Genomic DNA, 23,585 nt, shown 5'->3' on the forward strand with positions numbered 1-23,585 from the left:
GATTAATTTCTAAATAAATATGGGAGCTATTTATCATTTTGATTGTTAATAATTATATTAACGAATATCAATCGAAAAACTCTAGAATAATTAATATAATAGTTAGTAATTTAATTTATTATAAGAATTATGATAAAAAAAGTCACAAGAAACACTATATTATAATATAAGACATTGCAAAATCATGAAAAATCAATTATATTAAAGTAATGAGCTATTAAAACAACTTATAATATATCTAGGAACACGTGAATGCTGTTATTAACTGCTTCTTGTGATAGGGAGTAATATGAATCCGGAACAATTTGAAAAATATCAATACTTTACTGAAAAAACGATTAATGATTTATCTCATAAGATTACATTGTTGGAGAATAAATTAAATATGTTTACGAATTTACTGGAGATCAGTAAATATATAAATCAATATATTAAAGATCCGAATTTATTAACAATCATTAATGATATGTTGATCGGTGTTTTTGGTGCAAAATATTCTACCATTTATATTAAACTAAATGATGAATATGAAGAAGCAGGTGCATCGAAGTTATCTTATACCTTCATTGAGGCAGGTAAGAAATTGATTTATGAACATAAGGAAGAAAAGTTCATTATTAATAGTGATACTCCAATCTATGGAGAAGATATGGAAGAAGAAAGCATACATTCGAGCCTTGGTATTCCAATCTATGTAGAAAATCGCTTATTGGGCTTTATTCTGATACAACATATCAATATAAATTATTTTGTTGAGGATCATGCAATATTTCTGTCTTCCATAGGTAATCATATTGGTGTCGCATTAGAAAACAATCTGTTATATAGACAAATCAAGGACAGCGCCAATCTGGATGGCCTGACGGAGCTATATAATAAACGGTATTTCTTTAAAACTCTAAATTCTATGGTGGATTTGAAGGAAGAGGATTATTCTATCGTTATGATTGACTTGGATAATTTTAAAACCATCAATGATAATTATGGGCATCCATGTGGCGATATGGCTTTGATCAATGTTGCTAATATAATGAAAGAGATGACTCGTTCCAATGATATCGTAGCAAGATATGGTGGAGATGAATTTATAATCTATTTTAATAATTTTACGGATAGAGAAAAAGTAATGCACAGATTAGAAATGATTCGTCGGGAAATTGAAAGTTATCAAATTCAGGGTGAAGAAGAATCCTTTACAGTGACTGCAAGTTTTGGAGTATACTGTAAGCAAAATGAGATATTATCTTTGGAAGAAGTGATAAAGAAAGCAGATAAAAATTTATATCTTAGTAAAGCGACTGGTAAAAATATTGTTTCCATGAATCAGAACAAAAATGATTAAATCAAATTATTAATAATTATAACCTCTGCCTATTACGCAGAGGTTTTTTATATTTCGTTGACTTATCAATAAAGGGTTGCTAAAATATAGTTAGCTAGACTAACTATATGGAGGTACAAGATGGATCATTATCTTATTACTAGCGCAGACGCAGTAGGGTTGTTCTGTCGCATGTATATGAATTTGAAAAGAGACTTGCCTATAAGGCCGAGTGAAATGGGAGTGCTTATATTCACTCAAAAACAGAACATACCGGTTACTCCTTTGATGCTTAGTAATTTTTTTAGAATTGCTAAGCCCTCGGTAACTTCTATAATTAATTCTTTAATCAGAAAGGAATACTTAATAAAAATACCTTCAACCACAGATGGTAGAAGTTATACTGTTTCCACTACAGATAAGGGAAAGAAACTGGTTAAGAATACCTTTGATGAGTACTTTAAAATTATGCAAGTACTCAAAAGTAAGATGGGACGTAAGGACTTTGCTTTATTTGTTGACTTAATACAGAAGGCTAATAATATATTAAGCGAGGAGAAAAGATCATGAAGGTACTAGTGACAGGGGCCTCAGGGAATGTAGGCAGATATGTTGTGAAAGAATTATTAAAAATGGGTGAAAACGTCGTAGTTGCAGGAACGGATATAAAAAAATTAAAAACCATGTTTGGTGATAAAGTGGATGCAGTAGAGTTTGACTTTACTAACCGACAGACATTTATGGAGGCTTTGCATGAAGTAGATCGAGTGTTTCTAATGAGGCCTCCTCATCTAGGTAAACCACAAGATTTATATCCTTTTATCGATATCATGAAATCAAGTAATATAAAACTGGTTTCTTTTTTATCATTAATGGGAGTTGAACACAACACAATTCCTCCTCATCATAAAATTGAAAAATACATCGAAAACATCGGTATTCCCTATGCGCATATAAGGCCAGGATTTTTTATGCAAAATGTATCCGGTATACATGCAAAAGAAATTAAGGAACAGGATAAAATTTTAGTACCGGCAGGCAAGAGCAAAGCCAGCTTTATAGATGCAAAAGACATTGGACTGTCCATAGCAGTCTTGCTGCATGAGCCTGAGAGATATAAAAATACAGCACATACTATTACCGGTCCACAAGCTTTAGATTATTACCAGGTTGCCGATATCTTAAGTACAGTATTAGGAAGAAAAATCACTTATGACAAGCCGGGTTATCTAAAATATAGACAATATTATATAAATAACCGTGGCTTGGATAAGAAATATGTAAATGTGACTGTAGCTCTTTATTTTATGACAAGAATGGGTACGGCTAAGGAAGTAACGGATGGGTTTTATAGATTGACGGGAAGGCAACCAAGAACTTTTAAGGATTTTGCGAAAGAAAATAAAGAAGTCTTTCTAAAGTAAACACTGCTTTTAAGTATTCCCTTGCATAAATGATATATATATTTTATGATTAATCTTGTTTATTAATAAGAAATTTGAATTGTAAAATATGTTAGATTATACGTATATTTAATAGAAATTAAATTGACATTTTGATTAAGATACAGGAGATAAGTAATGAAAAAGATGGTAATCGGAATTTTGGCCCATGTGGATGCAGGGAAGACAACTCTGGCGGAAAGCATGTTGTATCTGACCGGAAGTATCAGAAAACTAGGCAGGGTAGATCATAAAGATGCATTTTTAGATACCTATGAGTTGGAGCGTGCTAGGGGTATTACCATATTTTCGAAACAGGCGGTATTCACATACAATGATATGGAAATAACGCTATTGGATACGCCGGGTCACGTGGATTTTTCTGCTGAAATGGAACGTACATTACAGGTTTTAGATTATGCTATCTTAGTGGTTAGCGGAAGTGATGGTGTACAAGGGCATACAGAAACTTTGTGGAGACTGCTTGCAAGATATCGGATACCGACATTTCTATTTGTTAATAAAATGGATATGAACGGAACAGATCGCAATATACTTATTAATCAATTAAAAAAGCGGCTTCAGGACGGATGTATGGATTTTATGGAGGATATTAACTCGAAGGAGTTTATGGAGAATCTGGCAATGAGTGATGAAGCATTGTTAGAGAAATATATAGAAACCGGATTAATTGAAACACAAGATATTAACGCTTTAATTTCAGAGCGAAAGATATTTCCCTGTTATTTTGGTTCTGCCCTCAAACTGGAGGGTATTCATGATTTTCTTGGGGGATTGGAACAATTTACGAAGAATCCGAAATATTCTAATGATTTCGGTGCAAAGGTATATAAGATAGCGAGAGATGAACAGGGTAATCGACTGACCTACATGAAGATTACCGGTGGAAGCTTAAAAGTAAAAATGCTGTTAACAAACCTCAAAGAAAAGCAGAAAGCCCAAAATTTTCAACGAATGGATGACAACGACAATATAGATAAAAACAAGGAAATGATATTCCGGAACAGCAATGGATTAGCCACAGAGGAGACTGCTGTTTGGGAAGAAAAAGTGGATCAGATACGGATTTATTCAGGAAATAAATATGAAACGGTAGATGAAGTGAAAGCAGGAGCTGTCTGTGCGGTTACAGGACTAAGTAAGACTTATCCCGGGGAAGGGCTTGGAATAGAGTCAGTGTCAGATATGCCAATTCTTGAACCTGTTTTAAATTATCAGATTATATTACCTCCGAATAGTAATCCCCATAATATCTTGACAAAGTTGCGTCATTTAGAGGAAGAGGACCCACAGTTGCATATCGTGTGGTCTGAACAATTAAAAGAGATTCATGTACAACTGATGGGTGAGGTTCAGATTGAAGTTTTAAAAAGTGTAATCTTAGAGCGATTTGGTTATAACATAGAATTTGGTCCCGGCAATATCGTTTATAAAGAAACAATAGAGGAACCGGTGGTAGGTGTAGGACATTTTGAGCCATTACGTCATTATGCGGAAGTGCATCTATTGTTGGAGCCGGAAGAATCGGGAAGCGGGCTAACCTTTGTCAGTCACTGTAGTGAGGATATGTTGGATCGTAACTGGCAGAGGCTGATTTTGACCCATTTAGAAGAGAAAGAACATGTAGGAGTGCTCACCGGTTCACCGATTACGGATATGAGGATAACCCTGATTGCCGGACGGGCACACCTAAAGCATACAGAAGGTGGCGATTTCAGGCAGGCAACATACAGGGCGGTTCGCCAAGGCCTAAAAAGAGCTAAAAATGTTCTTTTAGAACCTTATTATAATTTTAAGCTTGAAATACCTTTTGAAACAGTAGGAAGAGCCATGTCAGATATTCAACGGATGAGTGGAAGCTTCCAACCCCCCGAAACCGATGGAGAGATATCGGTTCTAACGGGATATGCACCGGTTGCAACTATGCGTGGTTATCAATCGGAGTTGGCAGATTATACCGGTGGTAGAGGAAGACTGTTCTGTACACTGAAGGGATATCTACCCTGTCATAATACGGAGGAAGTAATAGAAGCCTTAGGTTATGACAGTGAAAGGGATATTAATAATCCAACCGGTTCTATCTTTTGCTCTCATGGTACGGGATTTGTAGTGGAATGGGATAAAGTTAAGGATTACATGCATATAGAAAATCAATGGCAGCAGTCGGAAACGAAAGTTATGAATTATGAGTCGGTTTCACCACCGGTTAATTCCAGTACCTATAGCAGAGGCTCCTTGCAGGAGGATAAAGAACTGGAAGAGATATTTATCCGAACCTTTGGACCGATCAAACAGAAATTAAGCTATTCCCAGAATAGATTCGGATATGAAAAAAAGGTTTCTTTAGAAAAAGACCAGATAAAACAACAGACTAATTCGAAGGAACAAGAGCCGAATAAAGAGCCGATGGATGAATATCTTTTGGTAGATGGCTATAATATTATATTTTCCTGGGAGGAGTTAAATAAACTGGCGAAAGTGAATATGGATGCGGCAAGAACCAAGCTTATGGATATTCTCTGCAATTATCAGGGCTTCAAAAGATGTATTGTAATCTTGGTTTTTGATGCCTATAAAGTGAAGGGCGGAGTAGGTGCGGTACTGGATTATCATAACATTCATGTGGTTTATACGAAAGAGGCAGAAACAGCTGACGAATATATTGAGAAAGTCACCCATGAAATTTCGCGAAAGCATCATGTTACGGTTGCAACCAGTGATGCCTTGGAACAGTTGATTATTATGGGAAAGGGAGCTGTCAGAATTTCAGCCAATGATTTAAAAGACGAAATCATTCGGACAAGAGATCAGATTCGAAGAGATTATCTGGATAGGCTACCAACCGGTCGTGCTTATCTGAGAGATCAATTTAGTGATAATATCTGGGATCTTTTAGAAGAAGATAGTACCATGGATGAAATATAGTACTGAGACATACCGCATATTATAGTTAAAGTAATGCAGTTGCATAACGTTAAATAAGATGAATCGGCAAGCCGCTTCACTTGTCATGAATGAAAAGAGACAGGACCAATGGGTGTATTCCTATACACCATTGGTCCTGTATTTTAATACGGCTTTAGCCTGTTGAGCATAAAGCGAGTTTCTCAAAAGAGAAATGAGCTATGCGAAGCATAAATCCACCTGCTATGCGGGTGGTTGGCCATTTGCTTATAGCAAAAAATCACCTTTCAGTTATAATAGAGTTGTTCAGGCTACTACTATAACAAAGGAAAGGTGATTTCATGGCAAACAAAACGAATGACTTAGCACATACAAAATGGATGTGCAAGTACCACATTGTGTTCTCTCCTAAGTATAGACGAAAAATAATATACAATCAATACAAAGAAAGTATTCGAGATATATTAAAGCAATTATGTTCTTACAAGGGAGTGGAAATTATAGAAGGGCATCTAATGCCCGATCACATCCATATGTTGGTGAGTATACCACCTAAATATAGTGTTTCAAGTTTTATGGGATACTTAAAAAGAAAAAGCGCACTAATGATTTTTGACAAGCATGCAAACTTGAAATATAAGTTTGGAAATAGACATTTTTGGTCAGAAGGTTACTATGTCAGCACAGTAGGACTAAATGAGGCAACCATTAAAAAGTATATACAAGACCAAGAAAAGCAAGATATATTACGTGATAAATTAAGTGTAAAAGAATATGAGGACCCCTTTAAGGGGTAGCCGGTAGTCAGTTCGTCCCTTCAGGGGCGGCAAAGGAGACAATGGCGTAGTGGCTTGAACAAAGTGAAAGCCAGCGTCTTTAGGCGCTGGCCGGTAACAGAGGCTTATAGCCTCAGAGCATACCACCCGTTTGACGGGTGGTGCTGATTCATCACTCAGTATCCGAATCAAAGCTTTCTTTCATTGCACCTCTTTCACCAATTTTATATCTATATATATTTTTACCATTAAAGGTAGTAATATAGATGCTTTCTTCATCAAATCCTTTACCGCCAAATGCTATGATGTGATTGGATATTATATTCCCAAGCTTTAAAAATTCAATACCCCCCTCATTGTCAATCTTCATAATCTGTGCCATACCATCAATGGAAACATACATATGGTCTTTATCCGAAAAAGTTATATTAAGTGGTGCGCCGAATACACCAGAATTCTTGATCGGATTTTTAATAATAACTTCCGGATTATCTTGGACATTCCCCTCAGTATCTATTGAATATTTTAATAAGCTCTTACTATTAAAGTCGGTGACATATAAATTGTTATAGTCAGGATCAAATTCCAAGGAGAAAAAAGAACTATATGATGTCTCACCCTTACTACTATCAATAAAGGTCGTTTTTGCTAAATCAGGTGTATATTTGTCAATGGTACTTCCATTGGTTATATAGAAGTTTCCTTGTTTGTCGAACTCAATTCCGCTTGCGCCTAAAAATCCTTTAAAGTCCTCTCTTATCAAAGTAGATACCGTACCTTCTGGAGTGATATGGAGAATTCTGTCTTGAGCAGCAGCAAGAATATTACCTTGTTGATCAAATGTCATATCCCATATTAATGGGCTATTAAAGTAGTAATCCTTACCCTTGGGAAGTTCCTGTAAGCTACAGAAAGTTCTAACTTCTCCACTCGGAGTGACTTTAACCAACTCTCCATCTTTAGCAACAAACATGTTCTCATCATTATCAAAGATGATTCCTGCACCTACTTTACCGTTTAAGTCTGCAAATATTTCAGCTTTGATCTCATCCTTATTCTCACCGTTTTCAGAAGGAGCCTCTGTCGCTGTAGAAAGATCATTATCTTGTTCCGGCGTAGGTGTTATTGTTACTCCTTCATCATTGTTAACTTCTTGTTTTTGCATGGTAATCACTTCTTCCTTTTTCTGTTCTTGTTTTGAACTACATCCATTAAGCATAACGAAAAAGATGCATAATAAAATTATTAAATGTTTTTTTCTTATCATTCTATACCTCCTTTTTTTGGATTATAAACCCTATAGTAGCTATAGGGTCAATATACAGATATAGTGATTTATTGCTTAAGACTGTACTTTTTCATATAAAAACTGTACTTAAGTGATATAGACGGTAATCGTTGAATAATTTATCATTTAATTTAGAAATTTCATTGATTGTGTCAAAAAAATAGGAGTTATGAAATTATGGTAGATGAGAATAATGATTATAAGAATATTTGGGATAGGGTGGAGAATGCCCTAAGCATCGGCAAAAGCAATACAGAATTCGACCTATGGAATAGTATTGATGAACATTATAATCCATACAAATATAAACCAAAGAGAAAAGAGAATGTCGAAATAGCACAAATTGATAGTAAAGGCGGGGCTATCACATATATGCTGCGCAATACGGCAAACGACAAGTATATTATACTAGGAGATAAAGAACTGTATCTATGGAAACAGATGGATGGCAGTAATACCGTGAAAAACTTATATCTTGAGTTAATCATGGAATATGGACTTACCGCTCAATCAACCTTATTTTCATTTCTACAAATATTAAAAGCCAACAATTTTCTTCATGATAGTAGTACTTCGGTTTATCTGGAAATCGATAAAACCCTTAGCAGACATAAGATTTTATACCGGGTTAAGAGCGTAATTAATTTTCTCATGAGTGCTCGCCTGACAACTAAAAAAGCGGATCAATTCTTTGCTTGGCTTTATAAGAGATTGAAAGTTGTTTACCATAAAATCTCCTTTTTTCTCATGCTGGTAATGTTAATTATTAATCTTGGTCTCACATCCTATTTTCTGTTTTATAAACATGAAACCATATTATTAACACCGCATACGGGACCCGGCTCCCATGATGTTATATACTTAATGGTGATTACATATTTTAGCGTATTTATACATGAAATTGCCCATGGGTTAACGGTAAAGCATTATGATAGAAAGGTACTTCGGGCAGGTTTTATGCTGCTGTTTGGTTCTCCGATTGCTTATGTAGATACCACGGATATTTTAATGAAAGGTCGATATCGTCGCATTGGTGTATCTTTTTCCGGTCCCTGTATCAATGGTGTGATTGGTGGAATCCTGCTATTTATAGCATTAATTCATCCGGAAAGTATACATGAGAATCTAATGCTTCATGCAGGTCTGGTCAATAGTATGTTATTCGTTCTTAACCTGATACCCTTTACAGAAACAGATGGACATTATATCATTCAGGATTGGCTGATGATGCCTCAATTACGACAAGAGTCTCTAAGATTTCTTAAGCTGGACATCTGGAAAATACTGATTGGAAAGGAAAAATGGCAGAAGAAACATTTTGGCTTTCTCTTCTATGGATCAATCTCGGTATTGGGGATTTATTATCTACTGATGAAAGGAATACACTTATGGGCCCACTCCGGGCAACATTTACTAGAAGAAGCATTATCAAATCCTCGTATGGTAATAGAAGTTATATTATTTTGGGTATTCTTAGTTTTATTGATTGTGTTCTTACGTAGAATTGCCCGTTATAGAAGTAAGAAAAACAGTATTACAAATTTATTAGAGTTTCGACTTATGACAAGGTCCTATGATAATTAATGACTTCAGGACGAATCGAATTAAATTGGCAAGCATAAAGGGTCTTATGTACAACCTAAATGCTAGGTTCATGAAAGATGCCGTCGAAAGCATCATGGAGGTTAATATGACAATACAACTTGGTCTTCTAATCACTGAACGCTGTAATATAGCCTGTAATCACTGTATTTTCAGCGCCACCGGAGAGAGTAGGGATGAGGCTAAAACGATGTTAATTGATGATATTTGCCAATATATCGATCGAATAGCGAATATTACTGTAAGAGAAAATACGCAGTTTTCGGTTGGTTTTACTGGTGGGGAACCTTTCCTTTGCTTTCAGGAACTTTTAGAAGGTATTCAGCATGCCAAACGAATGGGTGCGTATAAAATTTCTACCGTTACCAACGGATTTTGGGGATCAAATAAAGAGGATGCTTTTCGTAAGATAGCTATATTAAAGCAGGCAGGTCTTACAGATATCTCATTCAGTATGGATGATTTTCATCAGGTACATATTCCGATCAGTTCACTTATTAACGCTGTTTCAATATGCAAAGAACTGGACATAGTAATTACGATTAAGACAGTCGTTACAAAAAGGAGCCGTAGACTTGCCGAGGTTTTACATGATCTGGGAGATTTGCTTTTGGGTCAGAAGGTCATGGTGGAAGAGATACCTTGTGTACCGGAAGGAAGAGCTAAATTTTTAATTCCTCCGAAAGATCTTCTTTATTATCCGGGTATGCCGGCAAAACCCTGTTTTATGGGTATGATGTTAATCATTCTTCCGAACGGAGATACATATCCCTGCTGTGGTACAGGATGGAGTCAACAACTATTATTAGGTAATACAAAGGAAACAAATTTTGATACATTGTACGATAAGATGAAAGAACAACCATTATTCATGCTTCTTCGGGAGAAAGGACCTCATTATTTTGCTCCATATTTGGAAGCGAACGGTTATTCGATCGATCATAATCAATATATTAATAACTGTGATTTATGTCATAAGGTATTGACACATCAAGAATTTGATAAAGTACTACCAAGCGTTCTACATGATTGGAGAGTTGAACGTGTGAATAAAATGCTAGGTTCCTGCTGAAAGACGGATAGTGTAATGGAAAGGAGGTGTAAGAATGGCAACGAAAGAAGAAACCAAAAAAATCGCCCTCAAAGCTATCGAAGATGACGCATTTCGCGCTGAGTTGGAAAAGGATCCTGCTAAGGCAGCCAGCTCCATAGGCATAACCTTGAGCGCTGAAGACGTAGAAGCTATTAAAAATCAAGTTGAAAGTGCAAAAAGTGCGGGATCAAGAGAATCCAAGAGTATTTTCTTTATCTAAATGTAATATATGCAAAATAAACAAATGATACATCAGTCTTTCAGCAGACTTAATAAATTTTTTTTGAATGAGGTGATGACCTTGAAGGTATTACTGATAAGTATGCCTTTTGCCGGGGTTTCATTTGCTTCCATGGGTTTGAGCTCCTTACGCCCGGTACTGGAACAAGAAGGAATCGCTTGTGAAATTCTATATTATAATATGTATTTCCGACACTTTGTTGGTGATACGTTAGACTACGATGAACTTGCGAGACGAAGTCTGATGGGTGAGTGGGTTTTCGGATGTGAACTATACGGTGAGAACTGGGCTAATTCCCCAAGAGGAAGTATTGAGGAAATTTCGAAGGTCATAAACTCCGGAGCCGATAAGAAACAATGTGAAATTTTAAATTTGATTTTAAAGTATCGCAAAGTTGCCGGAGCCTTTTTAGAGCAGTGTATAGCAGAAGTTGATTGGGATAGATACGATATCATCGGGTTTACATCTGTCTATGACCAGCAGATAGCATCATTGGCTTTGGCCAAACGAATAAAAAGTAAATATTCCGAAAAAATAATTGTATTCGGAGGAGCCAATTGCCAAGGGGAAATGGGACTGGCTATGATGGAACATTTTCCATTTGTAGATTGGGTATTTAGCGGAGAGGCTGAACAATCTTTTCTGCAGGCCATAAAACGATGGGTGAATCAAGAGAGTTTAGAAGGTATAAAAGGATTAGCTTATCGTAGAGATAATAAAGTGATAGAGCAGGGTACCGGACTGGTAACGGACTTAGATAAATTACCTTACCCTAATTTCAAGGACTACTATCAAGCGATTGAGAAGTGGGCACCGGATATGAAAGGAAAAGTGCCTCTGTCCTTAGAATTGTCCAGAGGATGCTGGTGGTCTGCTAAATCTCAATGTATTTTTTGCGGTATCCAGAATCAGATCCACACATTTCGATACAAAAGTCCGGAAAGAGCTTTAAGTGAGATTAACGATCTAATAACAATGTATGGTATTAATAATGTATTCGTTATCGATTCTAATTTACCACTTCCATATTATAAGACTGTTTTACCGGCCCTTAGTACCGGTGCCATAAAGCTCAGCGATTTTTTTGTAGAAACAAAAGCTAATATTAAATATAAAAACCTACAGGTATTAAGACAGGCAGGTTCGAATACTTTTCAACCAGGGATTGAGAGTTTAGATACCGAAATGCTTCAGTATATGCATAAAGGAACAACTATGCTACATAATATTAGGATTTTAAAATGGGCAAGAGAGTGTGGATTATATACCGGTTGGAATTTTCTACACAGCTTTCCGGGAGAACCCCCTAAGGCCTATGATCGTATGGCGTCTATCGTTTCCTATCTAGTTCACTTACAGCCTCCATCCAATGTAGGACCCGTATTATTGCAGCGGTTCAGCCCAATGTTTGACTATTTAAATAAGTGGAACATAACCAATATCAGGGCCGGTAAACTTTATGAGTTTATCTATCCCTTTGATTTAAAAGCTTTAAATCAACTGGCCTATACTTTTGATTTTGAAACCAGCGAAGATTCTGAACGTAATTATCTTAAGGGTGTAGTTCATGAAATTATGTTATGGAAAGGCATGTGGGAAAAAAAAGAACCTCCGCTACTAGCTTATGAAGAGACTTCGCAAGGAGGCGTGGTTGTTTATGACACCCGACCTATGCGTAAATGTTACAGCATTACCTTAGAAAAGCCTTTGGCTATTATTTTACTTGCATGTGACGCCGGAGCTGCTTTTGATGAAATAAGGCGCAATGTAATTAACGAGATGGGTGAGGCAAAGTATCCCGGTGATATTTATCTTATGGAAGGAATAAAGATGTTGGAAAGCTATGGTTTTTTACTTAGGGAGGATAAACATTACCTCACACTTGCATATTCACTAAAAACGTATAGACAAAATAATGAATCGCTACTGGCTTATCTGCTGGATGTTGATGAATAAATATGATAATAGGAGGAATGTTAAATGCAATGTTTTACATGTGGAAATAGCGCAGTAGGAGTTTGCTCGTTTTGTGGACGAGGTGTTTGTAAAGAGCATATATCTGAAAAACCTAATATTATTGCTGTATATGTTGGAAAAAATCAAACTCCGAAAGCAATCGCAGTCTCAAAGGCTCTTTATTGCGGTATTTGTCAACCTCAGGCAGAGCCAATAGAAATGCCGGAAATTTACTAAAACATACAAAATAATGTTAAAATATACATTTTATAGTATGTATACTTGACATGCATATAGTTTATAAAATATAGTGTATGTAAGGCTTGTATCTGAAACAAGTTCTCCAAGATATAAGAAACGTATTGATATCATAGATAAGTTCACATTGAACGAATGAAGTGATTTTTTCAGGAGGAGATACAATGGCCTATCAGTTCATACCATACAGTATCTTGTTAGTACTATCCGCCTTAACTACTATGGCGCTTGGCATTTATGGTTGTAGACATAAAGAATGCCCGGGTACAAAAGCATTCGTAGTCAGTATGTTTATTGGAACGCTGTGGTCGGTATCAAATGCCCTGGAGATTTCGGCACTTACTCTGGAACACAAACTTATTTGGGCTAATATTCAATACATAGCCTACTCACTGGCTCCGGTTGCATGGAGTATTATGGTACATCAATTTTTGGATAAAGCTCATTATGTAAAGAAAAAGTATCTAATATTACTTCTGATAATTCCTATTATTACGATTTTCTCAGTTTGGGCGGATCAAATCTATGGAATTGTTCGATATGATATTCATCTGGACACTACCGGTTCGCTACCGGTGATTGCTAAGAAATATAGTCCTTGGTTTTGGGTTCATTTTTTGCAGGCTTATTTTCTTAATTTTTATTCTGTCTTATTATTACTGAAGAGTGTAGGCACAAAAAATACCATATACCGTAAGCAATCTTTTCCGTTACTCATTGGTACCGGGTTGATTTTTAGTTTTAATCTAGCATATATACTGGGGATACGAATCCTGCCCCATGATATTTCACCGCTTATTTTTTCGATTTCCGGAGCAATCATTGCTTGGGGGATTTTTCGTTTTCGACTATTTCGTCTGGTGCCGATTGCCAGAAATAAAGTAATTGAAGCTATGAATCATATCGTTATAGTGACAGATGCCGCAGATATCGTTGTGGATGTTAATCCAGCCGCTGCAAAATTATTAGCATTACATAAAGATCAAAACTTGATTGGAAAACCACTCAGCGCAATATCAGAAGAAATTGCTGCTTTATTGGATCATAATGACATACTGACCCGACGGGAAATGCAATTGAAACACGCATTTGAAAATAAATCCCGTAACTATGAAATACAGATATCCCCCATTATGAATAATAAAGGTACATTGATGGGCAACGTCATTGTTATGAATGATATAACAGAATTAAAGCAAGCAGAGGAAGAGTTATACCGAGAGCAAAGGGAGTTGGCTGTCATGGCCGAAAGAGATCGCTTAGCCAAAGATCTCCATGATAATTTAGGACAGATATTCAGCTTTGCCGGTATCCAAATTCAAGTTGCTCAGTTGGAACAACGACGCGGAAATCAAGAATTAGCCGATCAATATTTGGAACGTTTAGGTGAAATTATTGAAGAAGCTCATCAAGAAATGCGAAATTATGTCTATAGTACCCGTATAGATGAATATAGGAATAACAGTATTGAAAATTTAATTCTTAATCAAATTAGTATATTTATTAATAACAGCGGTTATTTTTCCAGAAATGACATAGAATTGAATCTGGCCGGTTACGAATTTCCTGTAGAAGTTAAGATGCATATAGTAAACATAATTAAAGAAGCTTTAAATAATATATTAAAACATGCTTGTGCTACTTGTGTGAAGATCAGCCTTGGAAAAGATATAGACAATTATAAGCTCGTAATTGAAGATAATGGAATCGGATTTTTAAGCAAAAGCATAATGAACTCCCAAGGAAGTGGTTCGGGACTATGCATTATGGACGAAAGAACCCGATTACTGGGAGGCACTTTAAAAATTGATTCTTCGCTAGGGAAATACACCAAAATTATTGTTGAATTTCCGGAGCGCGTAGGAGGATACCAAGATGAAAATAATGATAGCGGATGATCATCCGCTTTATGTTGAAGCATTGGTGAATTTATTGCACACAGATTTTGAGATTGTTAGCAAAGTGGATAATGGGAGTAAAGCAGTGATGGAGGCCCGTGAAAAACATCCCGATGTTATTTTAATGGATATTAATATGCCGGGAATGAATGGTATTGATGCTACGAAAAAGATTCTGTCCGAATTCCCTAATATAAAAATAATTATTCTGACCTGTTTTGAGGAAAGGGAAAGCTTATTCAGAGCTATTAAGGCCGGGGCTGACGGATACTTACTAAAAAATCTGGATGGTAAGGAAATTATTAATGGTCTTATAGAATTGGAAAAAGGAAAAAATCCATTCGCTCCTGGTTTGGAAGCCTGTATTTTGCAGGAATTTCAACATAAATTCACTGAGGAAACAAACAATGTTAAGGAACTGACGGATAAGTTAAGTGATAGGCAAATTGAAGTTCTTCAGCTGGTAGCCCAAGGGTTAACATATCGAGAGATTGGGAAAAGATTATTCATAAGTGAAAGGACCATAAAATATCACATGGAGAAAATAAAGGAGAACTTAAACTTAAAAACACAGGACCAGGTAATTGCATTAGCCTGGCAAATGGGATTACATAATACGATATAAATAAACGTCGTTTATAGTTTTAACTATAACTTGAAGGCACTCATATTGTTATGTATATGGGTGTGTTTTTTGTTGGAAATTATCATAAAACATTGAAATTTCTATCGAAATAGTATATATTAGAAACAGATACAATAATTATTAAAAAATGAAATATTTCTTATAGATTTAGGAGGCGATGGGACAGACTTAAAATGAAAGAAATATTTAATGCCAAATTTTTGTAATAATTAACTTTCCTGTTAATACATACCAGTTAGACAGAATGAAAAATGAAATGGGGGTTACATATGAAAGAACAAAAGAAAAGCAAAACAAAAAAGTCAGTAAATTTTCTAAGCAAGATTAAAAACATAAGGTTTATAAAAAAACGTTATACTGTCTCACAAGGCGCATCAGATGGAACGGTAATGAATGAGGTGGATAAGAAGAAAACAGCAAAGAAAATGATGTTTTGGAAAAAAATACAAAGTATTAAAATTCAGCTTGCGATTGGTCTTTTAGTTCCGGTTGTTATGTTGGCAGTGTATGGTGTAGTTTCTTATAAAAAATCAGAAGACGCCATAATTGATAATTATGAAGCCAGTGCATTAGACACCATAGATGCAGTGAGTAAATATATGAATTTAGGCTTTAGTATGGTGGAAAAGTCATCTTTGGAATTAACATTGGATACGAATTTTGATGATTTTTTTGAATTAACCTTGGAAGAGGCCTTAAGCAGTACGAGATCCTATGATGATATTATGGATCGTATTGCCCTTGCTGTAATGAGTAATCATCTGATTTCTGAGATTCATTTGATTGGCAAGAATGGATTAGGTATGTCGACCTTCGGTGATATTCCTAATAACCTATTTGACCAGGTAACACAATCCGAAATCGGAGAGAAATTAAAAGAAAACAAGCTTCTTCCCTATGTATGGATGGGAGAGCATTCAGAATTTGATCAAATTATTTCAGACGGTGCAAAAACTTACACCAAAGAAAGCTATGCAACATCGATTGCCAGAAGAATGACTGCTACTAAGGGTTATATTATCGTCGATGTATCAACAAAGCATATATTGGATATGTTCGCAGATTATGATATGGGAGAAGGCAGCATTCTTGGATATATAGCAGCGGATGGAAGAGAAACATTAACGAATACAGAAGAGACAAGTGTATTTAGTAATTTACCATATTTTAAAGAAGCGTTAGAAGCAGAAGAGCTTAGCGGTTATTCCTATGAAACATTTAAAGGAGAAGAGTATCTGTTCGTATATGGAAAATTTAAAGATGTAAAAGGAACTGTTTGTGCTCTGGTACCCAAAAGTACAATTTTAAATGAAGTAGGTAGTATTAAAGGGTTAAGTGTTTGGTTCGTAACCATAGCATGTATTATTGCAATCTTTGTAGTATTATTAATTGCCGGAGGTATTATTAGGACAATAAATGGTCTGAACAAATCAATCTTCCAGATAGCGAAGGGAGATTTAACGGTAAAAATCAATACAAAAAGAAAAGATGAATTCCGAGCTTTAACAACTGGAATATCTGATATGACGGGACATATGCGTAACTTAATCGGAGAAGTGAATGAGGTAGGTACAACCGTCAGCAATTCGGCAGTTAGTTTGGCCAGTACTTCAAGTGAATTATTGGATGCAACCAAAGGGATTTCAAGAACAATTGATGAAATCGGACAAGGAATTGTACAGCAGGCAGAAGATACAGAGCGTTGTCTTATACAAATGTCCGGTCTTTCCGAACAGATTAGTCAGGTATATCATAATACGAACGAAATCGAGCAGATTGCAAATAATACGCAGACGGTTGCAAATGAAGGTATAGATATCATTGGTGAATTAAGCGAGAAATCAAAGGCAACCTCAGAGATTACACAGGATGTAATCCGAAAAATACAGGAATTTGAGGTTCAGTCTAAGAAAATTGAAGGTTTTGTTAATATTATTAATGATATTGCATCTCAAACAAATCTGCTGTCGTTAAATGCTTCTATTGAAGCTGCAAGAGCAGGTGAAGCCGGCCGTGGATTTGCAGTGGTAGCGGAAGAAATCAGAAAATTAGCTGACCAAAGTTTGGACGCAGCCAAAAAGATTCAAATAACCGTACAAGATATTGACGTACAAAACAAAGAAACCGTGAGTACGGCAGAGCAAGCAGAAAGTATCGTAGCTTCTCAAACAGAAGCTTTAACGAAAACGGTAAGTGTATTTGATAATATCAGCAATCACGTTAATGATCTAGCCAACAACTTGGATGATATTCTTACACGGATTAAAGCAATTGAAACAGCAAAAGACGATACAATGAATGCTATTCAAAATATTTCTGCTGTTACAGAACAAACAGCCGCATCTTCTCAGGAAGTGAATGCAACCGTGCTTAATCAGATTGATTCAGTGGAACGATTACGGGAATCAGCGATTGTGCTTGAGAATGATGCTAAGAAGTTAGAGGATGCAATCAAGATATTTAAGATAAGTTAGAGTATTCATTTGAACTGATAAATAAGATATTTTGCATAGTCTTTGATCCATCTTAAACATGAATACAAATATATATTAACTGAAAAGGACGTATTATATAACCAACATTTTGATGGTTTACAATACGTCCCTACAGATTCAAAAAATGACCTAAAAAAGCGACTCGTTCCTATAAAAGGAACAAGTCGCTCTTGATGTTTAGTTGGAATGTTTATTGTCTAATCATTGTATATAAGGAATAAGTGGACATATTCACCATCTGATAGCCCTCAGTATCGTCGCTTTTATCAAAGGATATTAAATAATCGTTTTTATAACTGGTGGTTTCTTCGGTTACGCCATTAATAATAAGACTATTAGGAAAGAGCACAAGATATATGCCATCTCCCTCTTTAAGCCCCATGGTAGCGCTTTCTACATCACAGCCATAGGTACCATAGTGCATGTTGTTTTCGTCTTTTGTGTTATCCTTATACCATTCATAGGTACCATCATCATACATAACCAGATAACCTCTGCTATCAAGACTCCATTCACCAACTAAAAACTCTCGGGCTTTACCTTCATTTATATCATTTGTTACATCCGTTGCATTAATATCTGACATTATTTTCAAAGCTACTTCGTAACCGTCTTCATAGTTTTCTTCTGTAGAAGTAAGAGATATGGAAGCAGCATTATAATACTTTCCATAATAACGCTGATAAACCTTACGTCTTATATTTCCTTCTTTATAGGTATAACCAAATTCGTACCATGTCGTATCATTTACTATTATCTTTGTTGGTTCCAAAAAGACTTCATAATCTTCATAGGAAGATATCATGGTTTTAACAAAAGCAATCATATCTAGTGGATGCTGGTAAGTACTTTCCTGTGTAACGTATATACTGACTATATTACCGCTTTTATCTTTGAATTCAAGGGGAGCTCCCTCATCCGTATTATTCCTATGTGCCCATGTGTTAGCATCATAGTTGAATGCAAGATTTCCAATACTAACCGGACGAAGATCTTCTTTTTTGTTATTACATCCTGTTAGAACTACAATAGTAGTCAAAATTAAAAACGTTTGAATTATTTTCTTCATAATATAATTCCTTCTCTTTCTGTTCTTTTGTAAACTGAATTCATGTCATTTATAATATTTTATGTTACACCGATTATGGAAAAAATACAAGGTTTTTGATCATTTTGATAAATGTTACTATAATTGGAGAAATTGTAACTAATATGATTGATTAAAAAAAGTATATCATATAATGAAACGGGTCAAACTATAACTAGAATAAATAGTACTGGTATATTTATTAATAAATATTAGAAGATGAAGAATTTAGACATTTGATATATAATGCTTTAGTTATATGATTTATTCATATTCTATATATCAAACATTAACAATTCTGAAAAATCGGATTAAAAAGTATAATAAAATGGGTCATATTTATTGATTAGATGTATTCTCATATCAATATAATGTTAAGAAAGTTATTAATTATTACTAATATAATAGTGGTGGAATGGAAGCACTATGTGCAACACATCTATTAATCTAAGCGTATAATCCTCAAAAAATAGATAATATATACAATAAAAGCAATATATGAGCAGAAAATCGCAATATATGAGCAGCTTGTCTGGATTATAATGTGTATAATGGTAAAGTACTTTATGTATAATATACAAAATTAGAGGAGGGTATAACATGAAGCGTATTATTGCTTTAATTCTCGCTTGCATGCTCGTAATGTCATTGGCATTAACGGGATGCGGCAAAAAGGATGACAACAAGGAAGATGACAAAAAACCTGCTGGCGAAACCACTCAAGAGGAAGATAATAGTGAACCGGCAACAGACGTAACTGATGACCCTAACGTAAAGACCATCAATGTATGGGCATTTACAGATGAAGTTCCTAACATGCTTGAAAGATATAAGGAATTAAATCCTGATTTCCCTTATGATTTCAACACAACTATTATCGCTACCACAGATGGTGCGTACCAACCGGCTCTTGACCAGGCACTTGCTGGCGGCGGTTCAGATGCACCTGATCTCTACTGTGCAGAGGCAGCATTCGTATTGAAATATACACAGGGTGATGCTTCTCAGTATGCAGCAGCTTATAAAGATCTTGGTATCGACGTAGATACACTTCTTGACGAAGCTCAAATCGCACAGTATACAGTTGACATCGGAACTAATCCTGATGGTAAACTTGTAGGTCTTGGTTACCAGGCAACCGGTGGTGCATTCATCTATCGTCGTTCCATCGCGAAGGATGTATGGGGCACTGATGATCCTGCAACAATCAAAGATAAAGTTGGTCCTGGCTGGGATAAATTCTTCGCTGCAGCTGAAGAGTTAAAAGCTAAGGGTTACGGTATCGTATCCGGTGACGGTGATATCTGGCACGCTATCGAAAATGCAGCTGAACAAGGCTGGATTGACGCAGATGGTAAGCTCTATATCGATCCTGCAAGAGAAGAGTTTTTAGATCTTTCCATGAAGCTTAAGGAAAACAACTATCACAATGATACTCAGGACTGGAATGATGCTTGGTTTGCAGATATGCAAGGTACCGGCGAGAAGGAAGTATTAGGTTTCTTCGGTCCTGCTTGGTTAATCAACTACGTTATGGCTGGTAACTCCGGCGGTGAAAAACCGGGCGAAGGCACATACGGTGACTGGGCTGTATGTGAGTCTCCTGTAGGTTTCTTCTGGGGCGGTACTTGGGTACTTGCTAACAAAGATACTAAGGTTCCTGCTGCAGTTGGTGAACTTATTCAATGGATTACCCTTGATAGTTCTGATACCGGTCTTCAGTATTACTGGGCTAATGGTACTCTTTACGGTGAAGGCGGAACCAAGGATACAGTTGCTTCCGGTACTGTAATGAAGAAATCCAATGGTGAGCTTGATTTCTTAGGCGGACAGAATATGTTTGATGTATTCGTTCCTGCAGGCGAGATGGCAACCGGTAAAAACAAAACTCAATATGACGAGACAATTAACTCCTACTGGCGTGGACAGGTACGTGAGTACACCGCTGGTAACAAGAGTCGTGAGCAAGCTATCGCTGATTTCAAACAGCAAGTTGCTGATAACCTTGATGTTATTGTAGAATAGTTTTTACTGTACTTAGGGGCGGGCGAAGGCCTTTTCGTCCGCCCCTATATTTGTGCGAAGACAAATGTGAGTAACTTGAGCAATCTCACATAAATCAAGCTAGCTGAAATGGATACAAGCACGCACAACGAATTATGTATAAGAAATTCTAATTGCAGATTTCTTTCGGTTGTATGAACAAGTGACTGATTTAGATTAAATATGGATTTAATCTGTTCATGATGAATATAATATTCTATAATGAATGCTAGCATTTCTGATTTTTGCTCCGATTGCATACTGCAAGCGAGCTTGCATATGCTTAAGACTTTCATTATGTTACTAACAAACTAAAATTTAACGGAGGTGAATGCTTATGCGACGTAAGGGCGTTAGCTACGCGAAATATGGTTATTTCTTTTGTATACCCTTTGTGCTTGCGTACCTTATATTTTCATTTTATCCAACCATATATACCACGGTAATCGGATTTACTGATTTAAAAGGTATTGGTAGAACGGATTTTAATATTCTTGATAATCCGTTCCGTAATTTTGAAATTATATTAAAAAACCCATCTTTTCAGAAGTCCTTAGGCAATACGGCTATGATTTGGATAGCTAACTTTATTCCACAGATTGGGCTTGCACTTTTACTTACAGCATGGTTTACCAGCCATCGTCGTAAGATTAAAGGACAGGGTTTTTTCAAGGTACTGTTCTATATGCCTAATATCATAACAGCGGCCACGATCGCTATCTTATTTGCTACATTGTTCGGATACCCTACAGGACCGGTTAATTCCTTATTCCAAGACCTTGGTTGGTCTGATGGACCGATTTATTTCCTTATGAATAAATGGACGGCAAGAGGTGTTATTGCATTTATTCAGTTTTGGATGTGGTATGGATATACAATGATTGTTCTTATTGCAGGTGTATTGGGTATTAATCCCGAACTTTTTGAAGCTTCGGAGATTGATGGTGCTACAGGCGCACAGACCTTCTTCCATGTTACACTGCCAAATTTGAGGACGATTATGCTCTTTACCTTAGTTACAAGCTTAATCGGTGGTTTACAGATGTTCGATATTCCGAAGTTATTCCAAAATGGTGGACCGGACAGTTCGACGCTTACAACAAGTGCGTTTATCTATAACCAGGCGTTTAGTGGAAGTTATTTATATAACCGTGCGGCAGCTGCAAGTATGATTATGTTTATTATTATAGCGGCATGTTCCTCTATCTTGTTCTATATACTACGTGATAGAGACGCTATAAAACTTAATAAACAGATCAAACAACAGCAAAAAGAACTTAGAAAAGCTGAGAAGGCGGCAAGGAGGGAAGAATAATGAGACATGAAACGAAAATTTCCGGACGCCTATTAAAAATCATTATTTATATTGTTTGTATTTTCTTGGCGATTCTAAGCATAATTCCTTTTTGGATTATGATAATGAACGCTACCAGAAGTACTTTTGAAATTCAGCAGAATGCTATTTCACTGTTACCTTCTAAGTTTTTACAAAGCAATATAGATGTTTTATTGGGTAAGAGTTTTAATCCAATCGTTGGTTTTATAAACTCGATGATAATATCTACAGGTACAACGCTTTGTGCGGTATATTTTTCTTCTCTTACTGCATATGGAATTGTTGCGTACAACTGGAGATTACGCCAACCTTTTTTCACGTTTATTTTAGCGATTATGATGATACCTTCTCAGGTTACGGCAATCGGTTTTTACCAATTTGTATATAAATTGGATATGACCAATAACTTCTTACCATTGATATTACCGGCGATTGCTGCTCCTCCTATGGTGTTCTTTATGAGACAGTATCTGCTTGGTATGTTACAGATTGATATTGTAAATTCAGGACGAATTGACGGCGCCGGTGAATTCTATATCTTTAATAGAATTATCTTACCAATTATGAAACCTGCTATTGCAACACAGGCAATCTTCACATTTGTATCTAGTTGGAATAACCTGTTTATGCCAATGGTATTACTTACAAATAGTGATAAGTATACAATGCCTATTATGGTAAGCCTTCTTAGGGGTGATATCTATAGAACTGAGTATGGTGCAATTTATTTAGGTCTAACTGTAACAGTGTTACCGTTATTTATCGTATATTTCCTGTTATCCAAGTACATCATAGCAGGTGTTGCGTTAGGTGGCGTAAAGGAATAAATCAAGGCCTATATTTCATGACAAGTGAATGGGTCTGTAAGTTAGTCCTTTATTAAAATAAAAGTGTCTATTACGATGACAGATAAATTTGACTTTGAAATGAATAGCAAATTATAACATAAATAAGTCTCTCCACACCTCTCTCTATGTGATGTGTCCATGGAGAGACTTTTTATATAAAAAACCCTAGTTAGTAGGGTTGAATGACAGATTTAACTTATGAATAGTGTATGAAAAATGTAGTTGAATCAATTCTTCAAAGCTGATAACATAATAGAAGTAAAATGTATTACTGAATATAGCAATAATAATGTAATATGATATCAGTACGAAAAGTGAGGATACCACCAG

General features: G+C 35.9%; 18 protein-coding genes. 16 read left to right on the top strand and 2 right to left on the bottom strand.

Translation table 11 applies throughout. The features are described from left to right. Positions 1-289 precede the first annotated feature (289 nt). The 5 genes from I5677_RS03400 to tnpA all read left to right on the top strand — a co-directional run bounded on the left by I5677_RS03400 (position 290) and on the right by tnpA (position 6,485). Positions 290-1,342, top strand: a complete 1,053-nt coding sequence (locus I5677_RS03400) for a sensor domain-containing diguanylate cyclase (RefSeq protein WP_197660152.1) — start codon at positions 290-292, stop codon at positions 1,340-1,342. Positions 1,343-1,462: 120 nt separating this feature from the next. Next, positions 1,463-1,891: a MarR family winged helix-turn-helix transcriptional regulator gene (locus I5677_RS03405; protein WP_197660153.1), complete on the top strand. Its 429-nt coding sequence runs from the start codon at positions 1,463-1,465 to the stop codon at positions 1,889-1,891. Next, positions 1,888-2,745 carry an NmrA family NAD(P)-binding protein gene (locus tag I5677_RS03410; protein WP_197660154.1) on the top strand — a complete coding sequence of 286 codons (858 nt, stop codon included), beginning with the start codon at positions 1,888-1,890 and terminating at the stop codon, positions 2,743-2,745. Before I5677_RS03405 ends, I5677_RS03410 begins: the two co-directional genes overlap by 4 nt. Before the next feature lie 156 nt (positions 2,746-2,901). Continuing rightward, entirely contained in the window at positions 2,902-5,709 is a 2,808-nt protein-coding gene (locus I5677_RS03415) for a translation factor GTPase family protein (protein WP_197660155.1), read from the top strand. Between the two features lie 320 nt (positions 5,710-6,029). Then, positions 6,030-6,485 carry an IS200/IS605 family transposase gene (gene tnpA, locus I5677_RS03420; RefSeq protein ID WP_197660156.1) on the top strand — a complete coding sequence of 152 codons (456 nt, stop codon included), beginning with the start codon at positions 6,030-6,032 and terminating at the stop codon, positions 6,483-6,485. 151 nt (positions 6,486-6,636) lie between these two features. Here tnpA and I5677_RS03425 read toward each other — a convergent pair whose 3' ends face one another. Further along, positions 6,637-7,731, bottom strand: coding sequence for an SMP-30/gluconolactonase/LRE family protein (locus I5677_RS03425; protein WP_197660157.1), 1,095 nt, complete (start codon positions 7,729-7,731; stop codon positions 6,637-6,639). Between the two features lie 198 nt (positions 7,732-7,929). On the opposite strand from I5677_RS03425, the gene I5677_RS03430 reads away from it, so the two are divergent. The 8 genes from I5677_RS03430 to I5677_RS03465 all read left to right on the top strand — a co-directional run bounded on the left by I5677_RS03430 (position 7,930) and on the right by I5677_RS03465 (position 17,920). Beyond that, positions 7,930-9,336: a M50 family metallopeptidase gene (locus tag I5677_RS03430; RefSeq protein ID WP_197660158.1), complete on the top strand. Its 1,407-nt coding sequence runs from the start codon at positions 7,930-7,932 to the stop codon at positions 9,334-9,336. 106 nt (positions 9,337-9,442) lie between these two features. After that, positions 9,443-10,426: a radical SAM/SPASM domain-containing protein gene (locus tag I5677_RS03435; protein WP_197660159.1), complete on the top strand. Its 984-nt coding sequence runs from the start codon at positions 9,443-9,445 to the stop codon at positions 10,424-10,426. Between the two features lie 34 nt (positions 10,427-10,460). Then, positions 10,461-10,667 (top strand): Os1348 family NHLP clan protein, encoded by a 207-nt coding sequence (locus tag I5677_RS03440; protein ID WP_197660160.1) that lies wholly within the window; start codon positions 10,461-10,463, stop codon positions 10,665-10,667. Between the two features lie 81 nt (positions 10,668-10,748). Continuing rightward, complete coding sequence (locus I5677_RS03445) at positions 10,749-12,644, top strand: RiPP maturation radical SAM C-methyltransferase (protein ID WP_197660161.1); 1,896 nt, start codon at positions 10,749-10,751, stop codon at positions 12,642-12,644. Positions 12,645-12,668: 24 nt separating this feature from the next. Then, a complete protein-coding gene (locus tag I5677_RS03450; protein ID WP_197660162.1) occupies positions 12,669-12,881 on the top strand; it encodes a DUF2180 family protein in 213 nt (70 codons plus the stop codon). 185 nt (positions 12,882-13,066) lie between these two features. Further along, complete coding sequence (locus tag I5677_RS03455) at positions 13,067-14,800, top strand: sensor histidine kinase (protein ID WP_197660163.1); 1,734 nt, start codon at positions 13,067-13,069, stop codon at positions 14,798-14,800. Continuing rightward, positions 14,778-15,425, top strand: a complete 648-nt coding sequence (locus I5677_RS03460) for a response regulator transcription factor (RefSeq protein ID WP_197660164.1) — start codon at positions 14,778-14,780, stop codon at positions 15,423-15,425. The genes I5677_RS03455 and I5677_RS03460 overlap by 23 nt, the downstream gene beginning before the upstream one ends. Before the next feature lie 290 nt (positions 15,426-15,715). Beyond that, positions 15,716-17,920 (top strand): methyl-accepting chemotaxis protein, encoded by a 2,205-nt coding sequence (locus I5677_RS03465; RefSeq protein ID WP_197660165.1) that lies wholly within the window; start codon positions 15,716-15,718, stop codon positions 17,918-17,920. Between the two features lie 211 nt (positions 17,921-18,131). Here the strand turns inward: I5677_RS03465 and I5677_RS03470 are convergent, their stop codons facing one another. Then, entirely contained in the window at positions 18,132-19,010 is an 879-nt protein-coding gene (locus I5677_RS03470) for a hypothetical protein (RefSeq protein ID WP_197660166.1), read from the bottom strand. Between the two features lie 618 nt (positions 19,011-19,628). Between I5677_RS03470 and I5677_RS03475 the strand changes: the two genes are divergently transcribed. The 3 genes from I5677_RS03475 (at position 19,629) to I5677_RS03485 (ending at position 23,234) form a co-directional block, all read left to right on the top strand. Then, positions 19,629-21,053, top strand: a complete 1,425-nt coding sequence (locus I5677_RS03475) for an ABC transporter substrate-binding protein (protein ID WP_197660167.1) — start codon at positions 19,629-19,631, stop codon at positions 21,051-21,053. A gap of 355 nt (positions 21,054-21,408) precedes the next feature. Beyond that, positions 21,409-22,386: a carbohydrate ABC transporter permease gene (locus tag I5677_RS03480; RefSeq protein WP_197660168.1), complete on the top strand. Its 978-nt coding sequence runs from the start codon at positions 21,409-21,411 to the stop codon at positions 22,384-22,386. After that, positions 22,386-23,234, top strand: coding sequence for a carbohydrate ABC transporter permease (locus I5677_RS03485; protein ID WP_197660169.1), 849 nt, complete (start codon positions 22,386-22,388; stop codon positions 23,232-23,234). Before I5677_RS03480 ends, I5677_RS03485 begins: the two co-directional genes overlap by 1 nt. The last annotated feature ends 351 nt before the right edge of the window (positions 23,235-23,585 follow it).

Source organism: Mobilitalea sibirica, from assembly GCF_015999265.1.
Taxonomy (GTDB): Bacteria; Bacillota; Clostridia; order Lachnospirales; family Lachnospiraceae; genus Mobilitalea; species Mobilitalea sibirica.

Excerpts from the sequence above, each read along its gene's own strand:
- I5677_RS03400 (WP_197660152.1), top strand. The coding sequence starts at position 290 with ATGAATCCGGAACAATTTGAAAAATATCAATACTTTACTGAAAAAACG.
- I5677_RS03405 (WP_197660153.1), top strand. The coding sequence starts at position 1,463 with ATGGATCATTATCTTATTACTAGCGCAGACGCAGTAGGGTTGTTCTGT.
- I5677_RS03410 (WP_197660154.1), top strand. The coding sequence starts at position 1,888 with ATGAAGGTACTAGTGACAGGGGCCTCAGGGAATGTAGGCAGATATGTT.
- I5677_RS03415 (WP_197660155.1), top strand. The coding sequence starts at position 2,902 with ATGAAAAAGATGGTAATCGGAATTTTGGCCCATGTGGATGCAGGGAAG.
- tnpA (WP_197660156.1), top strand. The coding sequence starts at position 6,030 with ATGGCAAACAAAACGAATGACTTAGCACATACAAAATGGATGTGCAAG.
- I5677_RS03425 (WP_197660157.1), bottom strand. The coding sequence starts at position 7,731 with ATGATAAGAAAAAAACATTTAATAATTTTATTATGCATCTTTTTCGTT.
- I5677_RS03430 (WP_197660158.1), top strand. The coding sequence starts at position 7,930 with ATGGTAGATGAGAATAATGATTATAAGAATATTTGGGATAGGGTGGAG.
- I5677_RS03435 (WP_197660159.1), top strand. The coding sequence starts at position 9,443 with ATGACAATACAACTTGGTCTTCTAATCACTGAACGCTGTAATATAGCC.
- I5677_RS03440 (WP_197660160.1), top strand. The coding sequence starts at position 10,461 with ATGGCAACGAAAGAAGAAACCAAAAAAATCGCCCTCAAAGCTATCGAA.
- I5677_RS03450 (WP_197660162.1), top strand. The coding sequence starts at position 12,669 with ATGCAATGTTTTACATGTGGAAATAGCGCAGTAGGAGTTTGCTCGTTT.
- I5677_RS03455 (WP_197660163.1), top strand. The coding sequence starts at position 13,067 with ATGGCCTATCAGTTCATACCATACAGTATCTTGTTAGTACTATCCGCC.
- I5677_RS03460 (WP_197660164.1), top strand. The coding sequence starts at position 14,778 with ATGAAAATAATGATAGCGGATGATCATCCGCTTTATGTTGAAGCATTG.
- I5677_RS03465 (WP_197660165.1), top strand. The coding sequence starts at position 15,716 with ATGAAAGAACAAAAGAAAAGCAAAACAAAAAAGTCAGTAAATTTTCTA.
- I5677_RS03470 (WP_197660166.1), bottom strand. The coding sequence starts at position 19,010 with ATGAAGAAAATAATTCAAACGTTTTTAATTTTGACTACTATTGTAGTT.
- I5677_RS03475 (WP_197660167.1), top strand. The coding sequence starts at position 19,629 with ATGAAGCGTATTATTGCTTTAATTCTCGCTTGCATGCTCGTAATGTCA.
- I5677_RS03480 (WP_197660168.1), top strand. The coding sequence starts at position 21,409 with ATGCGACGTAAGGGCGTTAGCTACGCGAAATATGGTTATTTCTTTTGT.
- I5677_RS03485 (WP_197660169.1), top strand. The coding sequence starts at position 22,386 with ATGAGACATGAAACGAAAATTTCCGGACGCCTATTAAAAATCATTATT.